The sequence below is a fragment of the Paraburkholderia sp. BGA-UO-ETr-F21 genome (assembly GCF_059567925.1).
In genome coordinates, this window is sequence record NZ_JCAQOY010000027.1 from 66,401 (window position 1) to 82,568 (window position 16,168).

The window sequence follows — 16,168 nt, forward strand, 5'->3', positions numbered from 1 at the left end:
ACGAAATGAAAGGGCAACCGTCCCGTCAGGGTGGTTGCCCTGACGGGATAGAAAGGTTTTTGATTCAGTGAACAGCAGCCAGACGAACGCGACGGTTCGCGCTTCGGTCGCGGACAGCAAACCAGCGCACTGCGAAGAGCAGAGCGGCCGAAAGCGGTGCGAGAACAAAGACAAACCAGAGACCTACGCCTTGCATGAACGCGCTGTACGCATAGCCATGTCCTGTGACGGACTCGACCATGAGCGCAGCCAGGGACAATTGGTGCGAACCGACGTGCGCCAGATAGCTATCGAGCGCGGCCGGTCCGGATGCGCGCAGCAGGTCGAGTTGACTCTGCGCTTCGAACGCGCAGCCGAAAATGACCAGTGCGCAGCCCGTTAATGCGAGAACGGCGGCAACGATCAGAACGAACTTGAACGAAACGGCCGTGGCCGTGTGTTGGCGATTCGACATGGAACAGCTCCACAAAAACGGGAGCCGGTTCCCGTTGGGATTGGCTCCCAAAAGGATTGGATGAGTGCGTCAGGTGGGTTTCACCTGACGCATCGGACAGACGCGGTTACGACGAAATGCGGGTGAGGTAATGCAGGTCGACGCGACCGCTTTGGACGAGCTCACGCTCGGTATCAAAAGGGATCTGGTGATCGAATTTCACGGTTGCCGTTCCATCCTCCCAGACATACAGAATCGTGCCCGAGTAAGTCTGGATCGGCAATTTCGCAATGGCTTGCGCGACGACACGTTGGTTTTCGCGGAAACCCCACTTCTCCGAAACCTTGAGGGGACTGGCAGAGATTGCCAAAGCCTTGACGAGTTCCGGCGAGAAAGTGACTTGCTGCAACATGGTGCGGCTCCAGAAAAAACGGGAGCCGGTCCCGTTGGGATGGCTCCCAATAGGGTTGACAGACGGGTTTGAGCCGTCGTGGAGGACCGGCATTGCCGGTCAAAGGTGCGGGCACTCCAGCAAGCTGGAGTGTTCTTTCGATGCGCAGAAGCGCGGGTGATAGAGTGAGTCTAGGCCACATCCGAGCAGTCGAAGTGCTGAAACATCACGAAACGGACCTAGCTTTCATCATTTGGACTCGCCTGGCGGAGCCCAACGTAAGCAGCGGCCGCCTTCTGACGATACGTCGAACGGACAGCAGGATTCGGCGATGCGCAGACGAAAAAAACGCCATTCCCCGGAGGGAACGGCGCTCGTAGTCATAAGTTCAATACAGCGTCGCCCAAACCACACGTTTTTTGGCTTCGGATGCACTGGTACAGCGCAAACAGCGGAAATTCAGCCTCGGTGGCCGAATGCGTCCGGCGATCCCTCCCGCGCGCGTTGGCCAAGCAGCCGGACCGAATACGCCCCAGCAATGCTGCCTTCCATACCCGCAACGAGCGCCGCGACAGTGGCCTCGATCTCGATATGAGGCATGCCGCTGGGGAATATCGCAAAGCTACCAGCCAATACATTCTCGCCCGCGCTGGTGAATTCGCCGTTCGTGAGCCACCAGCGATCACACTCGCGTTCGAATCTTAGCCAGATGCTGGCCCGCTTCGGCGCGACAACGGTCTCGAACGTCTTGCTGAACGCATCCACAATCCGGTCCTTCGCCCACCCGTGCTGCGCCAGGCAATCAACAATCGCTTGTTTCATAATTCTCCGGTTAAAAAAAAGCCGCTTCCCGAAGGAAGCGGCATATCAGATTACGGCGGATTTTTTCCGGCTCCTGCGAGCCTTCTTCTCCGGCAGCTTCGGCGCTTCGTACCCGAAGCGAGCCCATGCAGCAGGATCAGTGGCAACCGGGTTCGTTCGCCCCGTTGTGAGGTTCACGAATACCGCCGACCAGTCGAGCGACCCGGTGCGAAAGAGCGTCCACAACAGATTGAACGCCTGCACCGAAATCGCCTGGTTGATGACCAGCGACTGCTTTCGCAGTGCGTCAGCCATCGAACATGACGGGGTGTCGTCGCCCTTGTCATTCTTCGCATTCAGCAGGTCCGGAAACAGGTCGCCCACATGGGGCAGCCTGTCATGCCGTGGCTTGCCGAACTCGCCAAGAATGACCTGACCGCGGTCCGTCTCATTCCCACAGTCGAGGTAATAGCGGCACGATCCACGCTTTGCAGACTGCACAATCGCGTGGCGCGCGCGCCGGGTATCGACGCAACCGACCACAACGTCCGCCTGAAGGCGGACACTCGAATCGACACGGCGTGCTTCGGCCACCCAGCGCGTGCCCATCAGGTTGTTGAGCCGGTTCACAAGCAGCAGCGCCTTGTACTGGCCAACATCGTTCGGATAAAACCCCTGCCGGCCGACATTCGTCTCGCTGACCGTGTCATCGTCGTACACCGTGCATTCGATTCCGCCCGGGTGCCCGAGCTCGATCATTGCGTGATGCAGGCGAGCAAGGCTTGGTAGCAATGCGCTACCGGTGCCGCCCGCCCCCACGACGACCACTCGCCAGGCCTGCGTGAGCATGTGTTGAGGGATGCAGTGTTTGATGGCGGTGTTCATGCCGTCGCCTCCGCATCCAACGCCACCTGCCATGTTCCGGGAATTCCGCCCTGTTTCTCGAAAATCCCCTTCACACACAAACGGAATGCCATCGACGGCAAACGATCACAATTACCGAGCACGAGCGCGAGCTTCACGTCATGCCGATCATCATCGTTGTCCGTGCGAGAGAAGAATGCCTCGCCAGAACCGTGCGAGTGGCAGTCCACCACAACGCTTTCGCCATCATCCAGCAAGGGTCGCTCGTACCTGAGGTGACCCGGACCGTGCGACAACGAAGGCAGCGACACCGTGCGAAACTGTCCGGTGTGCTGATTCCAGACGATCCACGCCCCCGCTTCGTTCGGCAGAGCAGCCCGTGCCATCCGGTAGAACGCAGCCACGTGCTCTCCCGGTACAGCGCCGCACAGCAGTTCCGTTGATTCGGCAACCTCGCCGTACGGAATTGCCGTCTGCACGTCGTAACGGGCTATGCGGCGTACCACCCGGATCCATGGACGGAACACTTCCAGCCAGATGCCGTTAGCGGCGATCAGCAGCCGCTCGCCAGCGGCCGTCAACGGCGGCACCGCCTCATTGCGCGGGACCATGACGGACGGAAACGACTTTTGCAGTACCGCGTCCAATGCGTTCATGCTGCACCTCCGACGCGGCCGCTCACCAGCGCCTGCACCGTGAATTTCGTTGGCACGAGGCACTCGAGCGGAAACGACTCGCCGAACTTGGCGTCCAGCATGTCGCGCCAGAAGGCGTATTCACCATCCGTATAGCTCACGCGCTTGCCACCAGCGTTTGGATGGGTAAATGCCGACTCGAAAAACCCCGCTTCCCACCGGGGGATGGATGCGACATCGACACGTTTGGGCACCCGCGCCGTTCCGATGCAGATGCCGCCCTGATCCCACGTGTTGAAGTACGGCGGCTCGAACAGCTTCGTTCCCGCCGTAGGTCGATCTCCGTCGGCGAGCGCAAAGACACGAAATCCCAGATTGGACGCCTGGAATACGAGCCCCGGATGCGGCACGACGGCGGAGCGCTCACCAAGATTAGAGCACTTGAAGAACACCCGGCGCATACCGCCCGGGCACCACCACGTCACGGCCGCCGACGAGACACCCAACACTGTCGCCGGCAGGAACTCCGCCTTCGGTGCAGCGTGCTCCGCCAGTTTCGTGAGCGCGGAAATCAGTGCATCGCGCTGCAGCGGCCGACCTGCGCCGACCGTGGGGCGCCCGTTCACGAGTGCGATCGGGTGCGCCGTTGCAAACACCGTGCTGTCATCCTTCGCGCCATACAGAAGCAGCGCCGACTGCAGTGCAACGTCTGCACCGGCCCGGCCAGATGAGATACCAGACATAGGAAAACTCCTAGATGATGTGCGTCACCAACGCCAGCAGGCGGTCGAGACGCTTCAGAATGGAAAATGCGAGTTCCCAGTCGGCGTACTGCCGACGGATCACGCGCGCGTTGTCGCCCAATGCGATAAAGCCGTGATAAGTCGTGGCCTCACCGCTCTGGGACTCGCTATCAAAATGGGCGTCCAGAAGGTCGCCGATGATTTCGCTGCCGTCGTAGACGATTCCGCATCCTGCGTACACAGGGTTAGTCTCGTAGGCCGCATTGAATAGCCGCTGACGCCGTGTGCCATGCATCAGGCGGTTCAACCGCAGAAGCTCAGTACATACGCGACGAACCGTCCCCCTGCTTCTGGAACGCAGCGCGAGCAGTTCTTCTTCCGTCAGTGCCGGACGAAGCCGCCAGCGGCCGCCGGAGAAAACCGAAGCTTCGGCGTCCTGCGGCGCCAGCATGGGTTTGACGACCGACGGGAGGTAAGCCTTGCGCGCCTCCTCGTCCTCGCCGAACCGTTCCTTGAGCATCTCCTCGGCTTCCGCGTCGGCGATGCTTTCGTCGCCGTCCCAGTACCAGCATGAGAACTCGTACATGAACCAGTCCGGCGTTCGCAGCCAGACCGTGCGCAGGGACGCGCGATGGATAGTCGACATGAGGGTTCGCAGCAGCAGCGGATGCGCGGCGCGCAACTTTGCAGTGGTCGCCCCGAACGAACAGATCCATTCCTCTGGCGACTCCAGCGCGAAAAACAGTGACGAAGGATCTTCGTCATTGCTTCCCGTGCCGGTGTACCGAAGGATGTCGCTGACCGCGTGGCTGTCGAACAGGCAAGGCCGGACCGTAATGCGCTCCAGCCGGCCAGTGTGACGCCTTGCCCAGGCAAAGAACGCCTGCTGGAAGGCATCGCCCGCGTCGACCGGCTCGTTCACGTCTGCCGCGCGCAGCGGTCCGTACAGGAAGTGCTTCGTGACAAGAGACGCGAGCGACACGTCCTCGCGCCATTTCACGCGCGCAGCGACGGGGACGTCGTCCGCGACGCTGGGCAGCGTCAGAAAATCAGCGGCAGGTCCACGTCGGGCAACGGCAACGCGTGGCGGTTGCCACGACCCACCGGAGCCGACAGTGAGGTGCGAATCAGCTGTTGAAGGATCGAAGAGCATGAGCGGGCTTCCTCGTCATAAAGAAAAACCGCCCTTTCGGGCGGTTCCTGGTTGAATGCCGCGTCCGGACCGGACAGGGCTTTGAGCAAAGCGTCCTTACGCATGGGAGCCCTTGGCACCCGCCGCGCGGACGAACGTGTAGCGCATCACCGTGTCCTTGATCTCGGGCCCGTCTAAGGCGGCCGTCGTCAGTTCCGGATACTGCGCGGTGTAAAGATCGCGAACCTGGTCCGGCGTGAACGCCGGCCCGGGATCGAGCAGGTTCATGCCGTTGTAGGCGAATTCGCGGATCACTGCGGCGATAGAGATCGACATGGGTGGTCTCCTTATCCGAGAAGCGACAGGAGATCCGTGCCCTTCGGCTCGGACGATGCAGGTGCGGCCGATGCCGATGCGGGAGTCGAATCCGTGGCTGGCGCCTCGTCTTCGTCTTCGCTTTCGTCTTCGTCCGCTTCGCTGTTCGAGGCCGGCGCCGGAAGCGCCTTCTTCGAACCACCCTGCAGCGCCTTCTGCGCCTTGCCGACCTGCGACTTCTTCGCTTCGTCGAGAATGGCCGCGGTGACCGCGACCTGTTCCTCGAGCGATTTGTGCGAGCCCGTGTAGGTCAACAGTGCATTGGCGAAACCCTCGTCGAGCTCGGCCGCCGTCGCTGTGAGCACGAGCGGCTGACGCAACGCCGGGTCCTTCGCGCCGTGCGGCACGACAAACACCGCCAGCTGGTCGCCGGACGCCTGAAGGGTCATCACGACCTTGCCGGATGAGCGCACAAGCGCTTCGAGTTGCTGAAACATAAGTGACTCCAGAAAAGAGAAAAAGCCGCGCGAGGCGGCGTATACATATAGAGGGGGAACGGGGCGCTGAACGCGCCCCGCCAGATCAGAACTTCAGCACCTTCGGCAGCTTGCCCGTGTAGTCGAAACCTTCGACCTTGAGCAGTGCCTCGATGACTTCCGGCTTGGGTTTCGCGAAGACCTTCTTGAAGTTCTCGCCAAGCGCGGCACGAATGCCAAGCTCATCGGCGAGAACGGTCATTTCGGACTTCGTGATCAGCTCCAGAAACTCCTTGTCGAGCTTCCAGTGCTTTTTCAGGTCCAGCTTGTGCGACTTGCAAAGCTGGGTCAGGCTGGTCACGTCGAGCCCTTCGATCGCCGCAAACAGCATGGCGATCATCAGGTCGGCCTGCTTGCTTTCGTTCGTCGCCTGCACGGCGTCGACCGCTTTAGGCAGATTGGCGAGCGGCGCTTCACCCTCCGCGATCCGCTCGAAAAACTTGCGGAACGACGCGTCATCGATCTGACGGGCGTGGCCACTCAGCACGATTGCAATCAGGTACTGGCGAGCCAGTTCGTGATTCATGCCGATGTCCACGCGCAGCGCCTTGCGCCAGAGCTTCACGCGATACGCCTTCACCTTCTCGGACTCGGCGATGACCGTGACCGAGGGATTGGTAGAGGACGGTGCATTGGCTGACTTGCTGCCCGTGCCATTCGCGCTCTTCGCCGCCGGCGCCGACTTTGCGCCCTCGGCCTTCTCCGGCTGTTTTGCAGCCTTTTCAGCCTGGATGCGAGCCGCCACCTTCTTCATGTTGCAGACGGTATCGAAGCACTGGCCGCGATAGACCTTACCGACCGAATCAGGGAGGCCGCTTACTGCCGCGCCGTAATTTGCGCAACCGTGACAGGCTTTCGCCTGTTCGAGACCAACGCCGTTCGTGCCGTCGACAGCCAGTTGCACGCGCGTATTGTTGTCCCCAGCCCGCACGATACGTACGGTCTGGAACTCATCACGCAGGCCTGCCGCTGTCGCTTCAAGCTGCTTCTCCGTTTTCTCGTTGAAGCAGGCGCGGTTAGTACAGTTTCCCGTACCGATCGCTTCGCCAAACATCTGTGCCTGCGTCGACGAGTTCTGCGGGCACCCCGCACAGTCCGTCTTGTCGAAGATGGCAGGCGCCAACGCACACGACGCCGATTCCACCAGCTTGCGCACATCAGCGGCCGACCGCTTCTCAGCGACAACGACAGGCAGGACCTTGTCCTGATTCTCTTTCGAGAGTGCCGCCAGCAGTTCGGCGTGAGCGATATTGATCTTTCGCTCGCTCAATGCGTCGAGCACAGCCGTCGAGCAGTTCAGCAGCGCAAGGCGGCTATCCAGCGTCGCGCGAGACCAGCCAAGAATCCTGGCCGTCACGTCGCGATCGCCACCGTGCAAACCGAGCAACTCCGCAGCGTCACGAGCTTCCTCGGCGGGAGACAGGTCGTCGCGCTGGATGTTTTCGGTAAGCGCAATACGCCGCGCTTCGACGGGATCGACATCCTTTACGACGATGGGCATCGGATAGTCTTCGCCGTGAGCTTCCATGGCGCCACGATAGCGACGGCCACCGGCGATCACCTCGTAGTCGAAATCGTCCTCAACGACCGGACGGACGATGATCGGCGTATCAACGCCATGCTGGCGAATCGACTCGGTAAGTTCCGCCAGAGCCTTCGGATCGAAGTATGTCCGGGGGTTGCGGCCGAGCTTGATACGCTTGAGGGGAGCAGTAAGTTGTTGTTGCATTGCAGGTTCTCCAGAGAGGGAACCTGCCCCCGTTCGGGAGTGGTTCCCGATGGGGTCAAAGATAGATGCCGGGCATGCCGGCGGTTCGATGCGTCAGAGACGCGGTAGGTACAGCCAAGATAGCGCCTCAAGGAGCCGGATCTGGTCCAGAAAGATAGAGAAATCCGCCCCGCTTTCAAAACAAAAAGCCCACCGTTATCGGGTGGGCCTTGCTCTCAGAAAAGGGTCAACTGGTCGATCGTGTCGAACACAGTGCGCTCTCGCGTACCGCTCGCCAGCGACTGCTCGAAAAGTTCGGCTAGCGACATTTGATCGTCCGCGCTTCCCACAACCGCGGCGGTCACCTGCTCGCGTTCCAGGACCGCCACGTCCGAGGTCTCAGCTTCGGCCGCAAAAGCGGCCTCTACCTCAACCTCGTGCGTTTCTGCGGCTTCCGCCAAGGGTTGGCGTTCACGAGAAACAGCCTCGCGAAGAAGATCCGCTTCGAGTCGCCTCCGCAGCTTGAACGTCCAGCCGCCGAGGATGTGTGCCGGCGTGTACCAGGTGCCCCACACTTCCATCGACAGCGCGTTGCCGTGCACGACCGTTGCAGGTACATGCAGTAGCGACAACTGGACGTATGTCATGTGCACGCAGCAGGCATCGATATCTATGCATGTTGCGTGCATCGTTTGCTGATAGTTCGCGCCAGCCGAGAGAAGCGAGTCCGCCGCCGCGATTACCATGCCGCCCGCACCGCAGGCCGGTTCATTCACCCGGATAAAGCCGCAGCGCGCAACCTCCGCACCGACGTCTCCCATCACCATCATCGACATCATCCGGGACACGCTGTACGGCGTGAAGAACTGCCCCGCCCGATCGTTGCCGAGCCCCAGCATCATGTAGGTTTCGCCAAGGACGTCTGTAAGGCCGCCTGAAACGGGCGGGCCATCCGATGTTTCCTTGCCGACCATCACGAGGCGCTGTTCAAACGACTCGACAAGCAGATCAAGCATTTGTGGGAACCGCTCTACCTCCTCCCGCTTGTACTTTCCGACGATATCGAGGTAGCGCTTTTCGCGCGTCTCGAACTGCGCGCGATCGACGCTGTTGCTGATCGCGAGCGCGCTCAATTCCACGAAATCAGAAAACACAGTGTGGAGATGATGACCATGGGAAAACGACTGGATGAGTTTGACGAGTCCCTTTTGCGCGGAATCGGCGGTCAGGTCGTGTTTGCGTTGCGCAGATTTTCGGCTCACAGCGAACACTCCCCCGCGCCGAGTCTCGCGAGGAGAACCGCATACAGCCAGTCGAAGTCGGGGACCTCGCCCAGCGCAAGCGAGCGCTCGATATCGAAGCCGGCTGCCTCGAAAATCGTTTTGCGATGGATTACAGGCCGCTTCGCCCCGACAGTAAATTCGTCGCGCGCCTTGAAAATTATGCGCATGGCCAGCGTCTCGTACGTGCGCCGTAGCTCGTCGACCACCTGGGAGGTAGTCGGCACGCGCACGGCCGGGTCGTGGCTATCGCCAAAGAGCCGCTTTTCGGTCGCAGCGATCGCGCTGTAGTGACGCCATGCAGCGGTCTGGGCGTCGATAAAGGTTTGAATAAAGTGATTGAACATGCCGGACTCCGTGGAAATCCGGGGCGCTGTCCCATACGGGGATTGGCCCCGATGGGTAAGTGAAAGTTGCTGCGCTCAGATGCCGTAGTGCTGGCGAACCAGGCGACGGCGCGCTGCAAAGGGTTGTCCCCAGGTTACAGAAAGTGGCGCGTGGCTAACCAGATGGCGTAAAGCGGCCGCACGGTAATGGGCTGAATATCGTCTTCTGGCCTTGACGATGCGCAACAGGTCCTCACGGGGAAGGCCGTAGGTCTGCCAGATCATCAGGCCGAAGCGAAAAATGCGTTGTCGGTTCATGGTGCATCCTGTCTGGGTGACGGATGCACGCCCGAGACGGGTGTGGAACCCGTCGGGGTAAATGAAAAGCGCGCTGCGAGGTGCAGGCGTTTGCTCGATGCGTCGTTGACGCGGATAGATGAAGTGAATGTTAGCGCGCTCGCTACGCGACCGAACCTGAAATGAGCACGAAATCCGTACTGCTTTCGCACGGTCGCGCCTCCGGCCGGTGCGCGAAACTTATCCACAGAAAACCTGAATAACTCTGTGGATATATTCCCGGCTACCGCATCCAGCAAGCCTCCTGTCAGAGATGCATCACTGCGCATCACCGGCAGTTCGCGTGATCCGGATCAGCCTCATAACCCGAAAAGCTCCGGACAACCATATAGCTTTCGCGCGCTCGCTGTTGTCTCGGAAAAGCTCCCGCAAACCAGCAGCTTTCGCACCTTCGCCTGATGATTGCGCGTCCGACAATGTTTTTGCGCGCACCCGCGCGCAATCAAGGAGCCGTTCATGTCAGACGTCGATCTCACGATTGGCGAAGCGTCGCTGCGCCAGCGACGCGTCATCTACCAGACCGATGTAGCCAGTTTCGGCGAGGGCATCGTGACGGACCACGACGAGAACACAGGCACGGTCATCGTGATGGATATCGATGACGGGTCATTCTGGCGCGGTAGCGACGACAACATTGAAGTGATCGTCTGAGCGAGGCAATTTTCCTGACGCCCGTATCGGACACCAACCAGCGGAAAATCTCATGGCAAACGCGAACTACCCTATAAATTCGGCCGGCAGCGCGGCATTCGCCACTGTCGTTTCAGCTTGTGTTTTTACATTTCTCGTTCCGGTCTGCAACGCGAACGGGTTTGTTCAACCTCTAGTCGCTAGCGTGGCGGCCGGTATTTTCGCCGAGTTGTCGCGGCGATATCTGGTTCGCAAGCTGGTCGCAAACCGCAGTGCGGCGGCCGCCGACGCCCTCCTTGATGTCTACGTCAATGGCGCGCAGGTCGGCACAGTTGCTGCGATCGACGTCATTTCGCTGAAGCTCGAAGCACTGAGCGATCCTCGAAACTACGCCGCCCAGTTCGCCAATATTATTGGTTTTGCTGGTCGCGGCGCGCTTGCCGCACTCATCCTGATGCCACTGCTGCTTTTCTGGTATGGCGTCATCTCAGCCTGGGTCTCCCCGGCCGGTTTCCAGTCGTCAATGTCGATGATCGCCCATCTCCAGCCGACTGATCTCACGCGTATAGCGGCCCAGTTGCTGTTTATCACGCAGATACTTTTCATGGTTCTCATCGGTGCGAGCTTCACTTTGGGCGTCGATCTAGGTCTGGCCAACGTCTTTCGCAGCGCCGTTCATCGTCGCATCCGACTCAAGATTAACTGCGCCACCGAAGGCACGCTGCATTTCAGTCCAGTGATCCGCACGGCCGCGCGTGTCCAGCCCGCGTGAGGCGTCCATGTTCGTTGAATTCGTCATGTTGCCGACGGTCGGCTGCATCCTGCTCCTGATTGCCGCCTGGCGCGCGTTGAGCACTCTTGCATCTGCCGAGCACTGGTCATCATGGGTACCGGTCGCTGTGATCGCAGGTGCCGTAGGAACTCTGCTGGCGCTCGCGCTACTGCACTCGCTTCGAGAAGAACTTCGCAAGCATCGTGAACGCAGGGAACAGTCCGCAATGGAGCAGCGCTACCCCGGCTGCCACGTTCTTCGTCTTTCGAACGGCCAGTGGTTCCTCACGGACAGATACACCGGCCGGGAATACCTGCCGGACGCCGAAGAAGGTCATTCGTTCACACCTGGCCGAACGCGAGACGGCTCCAGCAGATGTCTTCAGCAATTCTCCAACGAGGTGACGGCATGCGCAGAAAGTCGTGGTAGCCAGTGAACCACCTCATCTCCATTTAAAGCAATGGCCGCCGTCGCGGCCATTTTCTATGGCGGTCCATTATGTTTAACGTAAGTTTCGACGGCGGCACATTTCCGCTAACCGACGTTCAGGAAAACCCCGCCCGATACGTGAGGCGCCTTGAACGCGCTAAGGTCACGCCCGGCTATGCCACCTGTGAATGTGTCACCCGCCCCACGCCGCTACAGCTCGTGATCCGGCGTTACGGGTCTCTGCTCCATCTTGCCGGGTGGCCTGATGACGGCCATCGCCACGATCGTAACTGCGCATTCTTCAAAGACCCAAATGCGTCGCCAACGACGAGTGGCGCCGACTCGACGGCGGCGATCATGACCACGCCCACGGGTTTGAATGTAAAGCTTGACGCAGCACTGACCTTACGCGAAACCACGACGGATTCCCGTGGCTCATCCACACAGACAAAACCGCGGCAGGCCAGACGCGCCGCCAGCCTCCTCGCCTTCCTCCAGACTTTGTGGGCCGAAGCAGCACTCAATCAGTGGACCGGTCGCACAACATGGCGACACTGGGGTCATTGCAATGGCCAACTCCTCGCCGAGGTGGGCACCGCCCTGATCAATGGCGCGCAAGCCCAGACAGTTCTTCACATCATCCGGCGCTTTGACGAGGCCGACCGTGCCGCGATCAACGCTGATTTTGACGCATTTGTCGCTGGCTTGACGTCCGAGAAAGGAAAGACGCGCCGGGGACTTATCATTGGCGAACTCAACGACGTTGCACCCACGCAATATGGGCACGCCCTCAGTCTGCGGCAAAGCGCGCGAAAATATTACGCCAGTGCGAACCTGATTGAACACGCGTCACGTGTCCACGCCCATGCATGGCGTGCCTTGGGCGACCGCAACGCCCATGTCGTCGCCCTCCTTCTCGTTGAACGGACGCCAAAGGGCCATCTGAAGGTCGTCGATCTGGCGGCGATGCTCTGTTCCCAGGCGTTCATCCCCTGTGATTCCATTCACGAAGTCTCGATGGCCAACCGTCTCGTTGCCGGGCAGCGGGATTTTATCAAGCCCATTCGCATGTCCGATACGGACGACATGCTTCCAGACTTCGTCCTGCGCGATACCCGCCCGGAAACGCACGTCGAGGTCTACGGAATGAATGGCGTCGACACCTATGAAGCCCGCAAGAAGCAGAAACAGGAACGGCGCGCCTCACGCCGGATACCTGCCGTCGAATGGAATGTGGACCGTGAATCGCTGGAGGCTGTCCCGCTGCCACCGCCATTTCCTTGACTTCGACAACAGCGCTGCATGATGACTCCATACCCCGCTCCGGGATACACACAAGGGACCATCATGCATGACAAGGCATTTTTTTTGGAACGCGCAATCTCGCGCTCTCTAGATTGGGCGGGTCAGTACCCAGCGTTAGGCTACGCAGCCCATGACCCGCAATCCCTCTCAAATGGTCGGCAGGTCGTCGCGGCCTCCATCTCGCCAGACGGCGTGCACTGTGTGTTTTTCGGCGCCATCGGCTCCGTGTCTGAATTCTCCGCGACGTGGGCCGAGCTCGAGCGCGCGAGGACCTGGTGGTATTTCGTGCAACGCTGGTACTTCTGGGTCGTACCCGATCGGCAGACGCTCGACCAGCTCAATGTAACTGGCCTGCGGCTCGACCACGCGGTTGTGCCTGCGCGCGCCCGTGATCTCGATGACACCGCATATCGACTGTGGCTGGACGCAATCGAAGCACGCGCGCGGCAGTGCGGCTCGCTTGTCACCGCACCCATTGAACCCGAAACGGTATAGGACGCGTAGTCATGGGCGAAAAAACCAACATCGAATGGACGGATATGTCGTGGTCACCCTTGGAAGGCTGCCAGAAGGCAGGTCCCGGCTGCGACCACTGCTACGCTGAGTCGATGAACAGGTGGCTGCGCCGCGGTGAAAACTGGGGGCCCGGCGCACCACGCCGCACTTACACCGATGTGCACTGGGACAAGCCGCTGCGCTGGAATCAGGGAGCCGCACGCGCAGGCGTGTATCGAAGGGTGTTCCCGAGCGTGTGCGATCCATTCGACAACGCAGCGCCCGATGGGGAGCGCGAGTGTTTCGCCCGCCTCATCCTTGACACCCCCAACCTGATCTGGTTGCTACTGACGAAACGCATCGGCAACGCGTCCGCGATGCTTTACACGATGTTTCCTGACGGCACGCCCGACAATGTTTGGCTAGGCGCGACAATCGTGAACCAGACCGAGGCCGACCGGGACATCCCCAAGCTGGTAGACGCCCCTGCCAGCATCCGGTTTCTGTCGATGGAACCGCTGCTCGGCGAGGTCGACCTTTCTCAATGGATTGCTCCGTCGGGCAAGCCCGGAGATCTGCATGCGCAGGCTAAGATCGATGGCATCTTTGTCGGAGGAGAAAGCGGGCGCGGTGCCCGACCTATGCATCCGTCGTGGGCACGATCGTTGCGCGATCAATGCGGCGCCGCCGGCGTGGCTTACCACTTCAAGCAATGGGGAGAATGGGCCCCGGCCAACGACCACGCGGGATGCGATTTAATTCATCGGGACCGGACGAAGATAATGAGCGGCTTCTTTGATTACAGCGACCAGTGGAATCCACTCGGGGCAAACCCGTTCCGGCAATCTATGGACCGAATCGGCAAAAAACTCGCAGGGCGCGAACTAGATGGCCGGTTGCATGACGACTTCCCTACCAGTTTTGTCACTTGTTAAAGTCCCTTACATAAAACCTACTTCTCGCGCGGCAGATGTCGGTCGATAATTACGGAAAATAATTGTCGCGCGAAAACCCAAAATGTACGAACAGCTCTATCCATGTGATCACTGTGGTGGGCGCGGAACCGTGGGCTTGTCGCAACGCGTCGTTGCCGAAATCGGTCAGACCGGGTTCGACTACGGCCAGTTCGGCCGGCATGCCGGGCCACCCAAAGTCGGCGACACGATGACCCGTCCTCCGTATGCTCCTCAGACCGAGCGGCTCGCGTGCATTTATTGCGCCGACTGCGGCATGTCCACACCGTGGTTTCCCTACGCCGACAACGAGCGCGATGCGCTGAAATTAGCCGCGCCCATATGGAACCGGCGTTTAAACAGGCCCACAATTACTGAAGGCGATTTGCGCGACCTGATCGAGAAAGAGCTTGGGGCGTGTGACTCGCAAATGGTGATTGACATGCTCGCCCGTAATGACAAGGACTGGGAGACGCGCGGCCCGCTACTCGCAATGCTCGCGCAAAGGCTCGTTGACGCCGCGGTATCAACGATTGACAGCTGGCCGATCGAACCCGTGCTGCGCGATGCCGCCCGATACCGCAAGCTGGTGCAACTTGTGAAGTGGGTGGATATCGACGGCGACCGGAATATCCAGTTCCCCATGATTCCGACGCCGCGCGAGCATTCCGACCTGATGTTCGAGGACCGGATTGCGGTGGCGATTGACGGCATGCCAGATCGCGATCGCTGGTAATCGTCGCGCGGAGCGACACGATGGCCTTTTATGGTGATCGAAGATGGTTAGGCGAGCAAGATTGCGGTCCGAACGATCGGCGCCGTTGATTGGGAGAATTCGATGGCTATTTCAGTTGGCACGGCAAGTTGGACTGACCCGTCGCTGATTGCGTGCAAGCGGTTCTATCCCGCAGGCTGCACCAGCGCCGAAGCGCGGTTGCGGTTTTATGCGACGCAGTTCCCGTTGGTCGAGGTCGATTCAAGCTATTACGCGATGCCTAGCGCCTCCAACTCGGTCCTTTGGGCGGAGCGCACGCCAGCCGATTTCACCTTCAACATAAAAGCGTTCCGTCTCTTCACCGGGCATCAAACCGACCGGGACAAGCTACCCAAAGACATACGGGCAGCGCTCCCGGCAAGCGACAAAAAGAACCTCTATTACAAGGACACGCCGGGGGAAATACTTCGTGAGCTATGGCGTCGCTATATCGAAGCGATCCAGCCGCTCAGGACGGCGGGCAAGCTCGGCGTTGTGCACTTCCAGTTCGCCCCCTGGGTCGTCAACAACGACGACGGCCGTGCCCATGTCGAGCATTGCGCCGACATGATGGAAGGCTTTACGCTTGCGGCTGAGTTCCGTCATAAGTCATGGTTCTCTGACAAAGCGCGCGATACGACGCTTGCGATGGAACGCGAGCGAGGTTTCGTCAACGTTGTGGTGGACGAGCCCAACACCTCGCCGAATTCAGTACCCCCCGTGTGGGAGGTAACGAACGCGAGCCTGGCGCTGATCCGTCTGCACGGACGCAATCACCAAACCTGGAACATCAAGGATGCGGCGGCGGCCTCGTCGCGGTTCAACTACGACTACAACGACGACGAGTTAGGTGAACTCGCCAGCAGCATTCGAGACATCGAAAGAAACGTCGAGCGAACGCATGTCGTATTCAACAACAACTGGGAAGATCAGGGCCAGCGCAACGCACGGACTTTGATGACGATTCTTGGAGCAATGGCGATTCAACCATGACGGCGGCAGGAGGCAAAATCCGGCCACAATCGGACCGTCGAGACGAGGCGTCACATGACTGCTTCAGGCTGAGAAGCGACGCTCAGCAAACGCTCGTTATCCGGTGCGACGCTCGGCCACCTCCCTTCGCGCCAGCCTCGTACATTTGCACGAACACGTCGTCTACGCGCTTGAGCGCGTCATTGAGCCAGCTGCGAATCCGACGCAACGGGGCCTCTTCCGGCACGAAATCATACAGCTTCCCCACTGTTAGCATCGACTCGGTAAAGCCATTTGGCCCGCGCATCCCATTCATCTATACAGCGAGCCGACCAGC

22 protein-coding genes are annotated in these 16,168 nt (G+C 60.0%); 8 read left to right on the forward strand and 14 right to left on the reverse strand.

Translation table 11 applies throughout. The annotated features are described in order from the left end of the window. Positions 1-64 precede the first annotated feature (64 nt). The 14 genes from AC57B1_RS16010 to AC57B1_RS16075 all read right to left on the reverse strand — a co-directional run bounded on the left by AC57B1_RS16010 (position 65) and on the right by AC57B1_RS16075 (position 9,482). The gene (locus AC57B1_RS16010) at positions 65-454 is read right to left on the reverse strand and encodes a hypothetical protein (RefSeq protein ID WP_496417980.1); all 390 of its coding nucleotides are present in this window, start codon (positions 452-454) and stop codon (positions 65-67) included. Positions 455-560: 106 nt separating this feature from the next. Further along, positions 561-845: a hypothetical protein gene (locus AC57B1_RS16015; protein WP_183802461.1), complete on the reverse strand. Its 285-nt coding sequence runs from the start codon at positions 843-845 to the stop codon at positions 561-563. Positions 846-1,283: 438 nt separating this feature from the next. Beyond that, on the reverse strand, positions 1,284-1,646 hold the full coding sequence (locus AC57B1_RS16020) for a hypothetical protein (RefSeq protein WP_496417981.1): 363 nt from the start codon (positions 1,644-1,646) through the stop codon (positions 1,284-1,286). Positions 1,647-1,691: 45 nt separating this feature from the next. After that, entirely contained in the window at positions 1,692-2,510 is an 819-nt protein-coding gene (locus AC57B1_RS16025; RefSeq protein WP_496417982.1) for a PRTRC system ThiF family protein, read from the reverse strand. Continuing rightward, entirely contained in the window at positions 2,507-3,145 is a 639-nt protein-coding gene (locus AC57B1_RS16030; RefSeq protein ID WP_183802469.1) for a PRTRC system protein A, read from the reverse strand. The genes AC57B1_RS16025 and AC57B1_RS16030 overlap by 4 nt, the downstream gene beginning before the upstream one ends. Continuing rightward, the gene (locus AC57B1_RS16035; protein WP_183802471.1) at positions 3,142-3,867 is read right to left on the reverse strand and encodes a PRTRC system protein B; all 726 of its coding nucleotides are present in this window, start codon (positions 3,865-3,867) and stop codon (positions 3,142-3,144) included. Before AC57B1_RS16035 ends, AC57B1_RS16030 begins: the two co-directional genes overlap by 4 nt. 10 nt (positions 3,868-3,877) lie before the next feature. Further along, positions 3,878-4,867, reverse strand: a complete 990-nt coding sequence (locus AC57B1_RS16040; RefSeq protein WP_496417983.1) for a PRTRC system protein F — start codon at positions 4,865-4,867, stop codon at positions 3,878-3,880. Positions 4,868-4,908: 41 nt separating this feature from the next. Beyond that, positions 4,909-5,109 (reverse strand): hypothetical protein, encoded by a 201-nt coding sequence (locus AC57B1_RS16045; protein WP_496417984.1) that lies wholly within the window; start codon positions 5,107-5,109, stop codon positions 4,909-4,911. A gap of 7 nt (positions 5,110-5,116) precedes the next feature. Then, positions 5,117-5,335: a PRTRC system protein C gene (locus AC57B1_RS16050; RefSeq protein WP_496417985.1), complete on the reverse strand. Its 219-nt coding sequence runs from the start codon at positions 5,333-5,335 to the stop codon at positions 5,117-5,119. Positions 5,336-5,346: 11 nt separating this feature from the next. Then, a complete protein-coding gene (locus AC57B1_RS16055; protein ID WP_496417986.1) occupies positions 5,347-5,811 on the reverse strand; it encodes a PRTRC system protein E in 465 nt (154 codons plus the stop codon). A gap of 85 nt (positions 5,812-5,896) precedes the next feature. Next, positions 5,897-7,579: a PRTRC system ParB family protein gene (locus AC57B1_RS16060; protein WP_496417987.1), complete on the reverse strand. Its 1,683-nt coding sequence runs from the start codon at positions 7,577-7,579 to the stop codon at positions 5,897-5,899. A 215-nt stretch (positions 7,580-7,794) separates the two neighbouring features. After that, on the reverse strand, positions 7,795-8,829 hold the full coding sequence (locus tag AC57B1_RS16065) for an N-6 DNA methylase (RefSeq protein WP_496417988.1): 1,035 nt from the start codon (positions 8,827-8,829) through the stop codon (positions 7,795-7,797). Then, a complete protein-coding gene (locus AC57B1_RS16070) occupies positions 8,817-9,185 on the reverse strand; it encodes a hypothetical protein (protein WP_496417989.1) in 369 nt (122 codons plus the stop codon). Before AC57B1_RS16070 ends, AC57B1_RS16065 begins: the two co-directional genes overlap by 13 nt. Positions 9,186-9,260: 75 nt before the next feature. Beyond that, positions 9,261-9,482: a hypothetical protein gene (locus tag AC57B1_RS16075; RefSeq protein WP_496417990.1), complete on the reverse strand. Its 222-nt coding sequence runs from the start codon at positions 9,480-9,482 to the stop codon at positions 9,261-9,263. Between the two features lie 495 nt (positions 9,483-9,977). Here AC57B1_RS16075 and AC57B1_RS16080 point away from each other — a divergent pair, with 495 nt between their 5' ends. From AC57B1_RS16080 to AC57B1_RS16115, 8 genes are all read left to right on the forward strand, one after another. After that, the gene (locus AC57B1_RS16080) at positions 9,978-10,172 is read left to right on the forward strand and encodes a hypothetical protein (RefSeq protein ID WP_496417991.1); all 195 of its coding nucleotides are present in this window, start codon (positions 9,978-9,980) and stop codon (positions 10,170-10,172) included. Between the two features lie 52 nt (positions 10,173-10,224). Continuing rightward, a complete protein-coding gene (locus tag AC57B1_RS16085; protein WP_496417992.1) occupies positions 10,225-10,923 on the forward strand; it encodes a hypothetical protein in 699 nt (232 codons plus the stop codon). A gap of 7 nt (positions 10,924-10,930) precedes the next feature. Further along, complete coding sequence (locus AC57B1_RS16090) at positions 10,931-11,359, forward strand: hypothetical protein (protein ID WP_496417993.1); 429 nt, start codon at positions 10,931-10,933, stop codon at positions 11,357-11,359. 62 nt (positions 11,360-11,421) lie between these two features. Beyond that, entirely contained in the window at positions 11,422-12,636 is a 1,215-nt protein-coding gene (locus AC57B1_RS16095; RefSeq protein WP_496417994.1) for a DUF1173 family protein, read from the forward strand. A gap of 63 nt (positions 12,637-12,699) precedes the next feature. Then, entirely contained in the window at positions 12,700-13,152 is a 453-nt protein-coding gene (locus AC57B1_RS16100; protein WP_183802500.1) for a hypothetical protein, read from the forward strand. Positions 13,153-13,163: 11 nt separating this feature from the next. After that, positions 13,164-14,087: a phage Gp37/Gp68 family protein gene (locus tag AC57B1_RS16105; RefSeq protein WP_496417995.1), complete on the forward strand. Its 924-nt coding sequence runs from the start codon at positions 13,164-13,166 to the stop codon at positions 14,085-14,087. Between the two features lie 82 nt (positions 14,088-14,169). Next, the gene (locus AC57B1_RS16110) at positions 14,170-14,841 is read left to right on the forward strand and encodes a Lar family restriction alleviation protein (protein WP_496417996.1); all 672 of its coding nucleotides are present in this window, start codon (positions 14,170-14,172) and stop codon (positions 14,839-14,841) included. Between the two features lie 102 nt (positions 14,842-14,943). Beyond that, entirely contained in the window at positions 14,944-15,852 is a 909-nt protein-coding gene (locus AC57B1_RS16115) for a DUF72 domain-containing protein (RefSeq protein WP_496417997.1), read from the forward strand. Positions 15,853-16,168 lie beyond the last annotated feature (316 nt).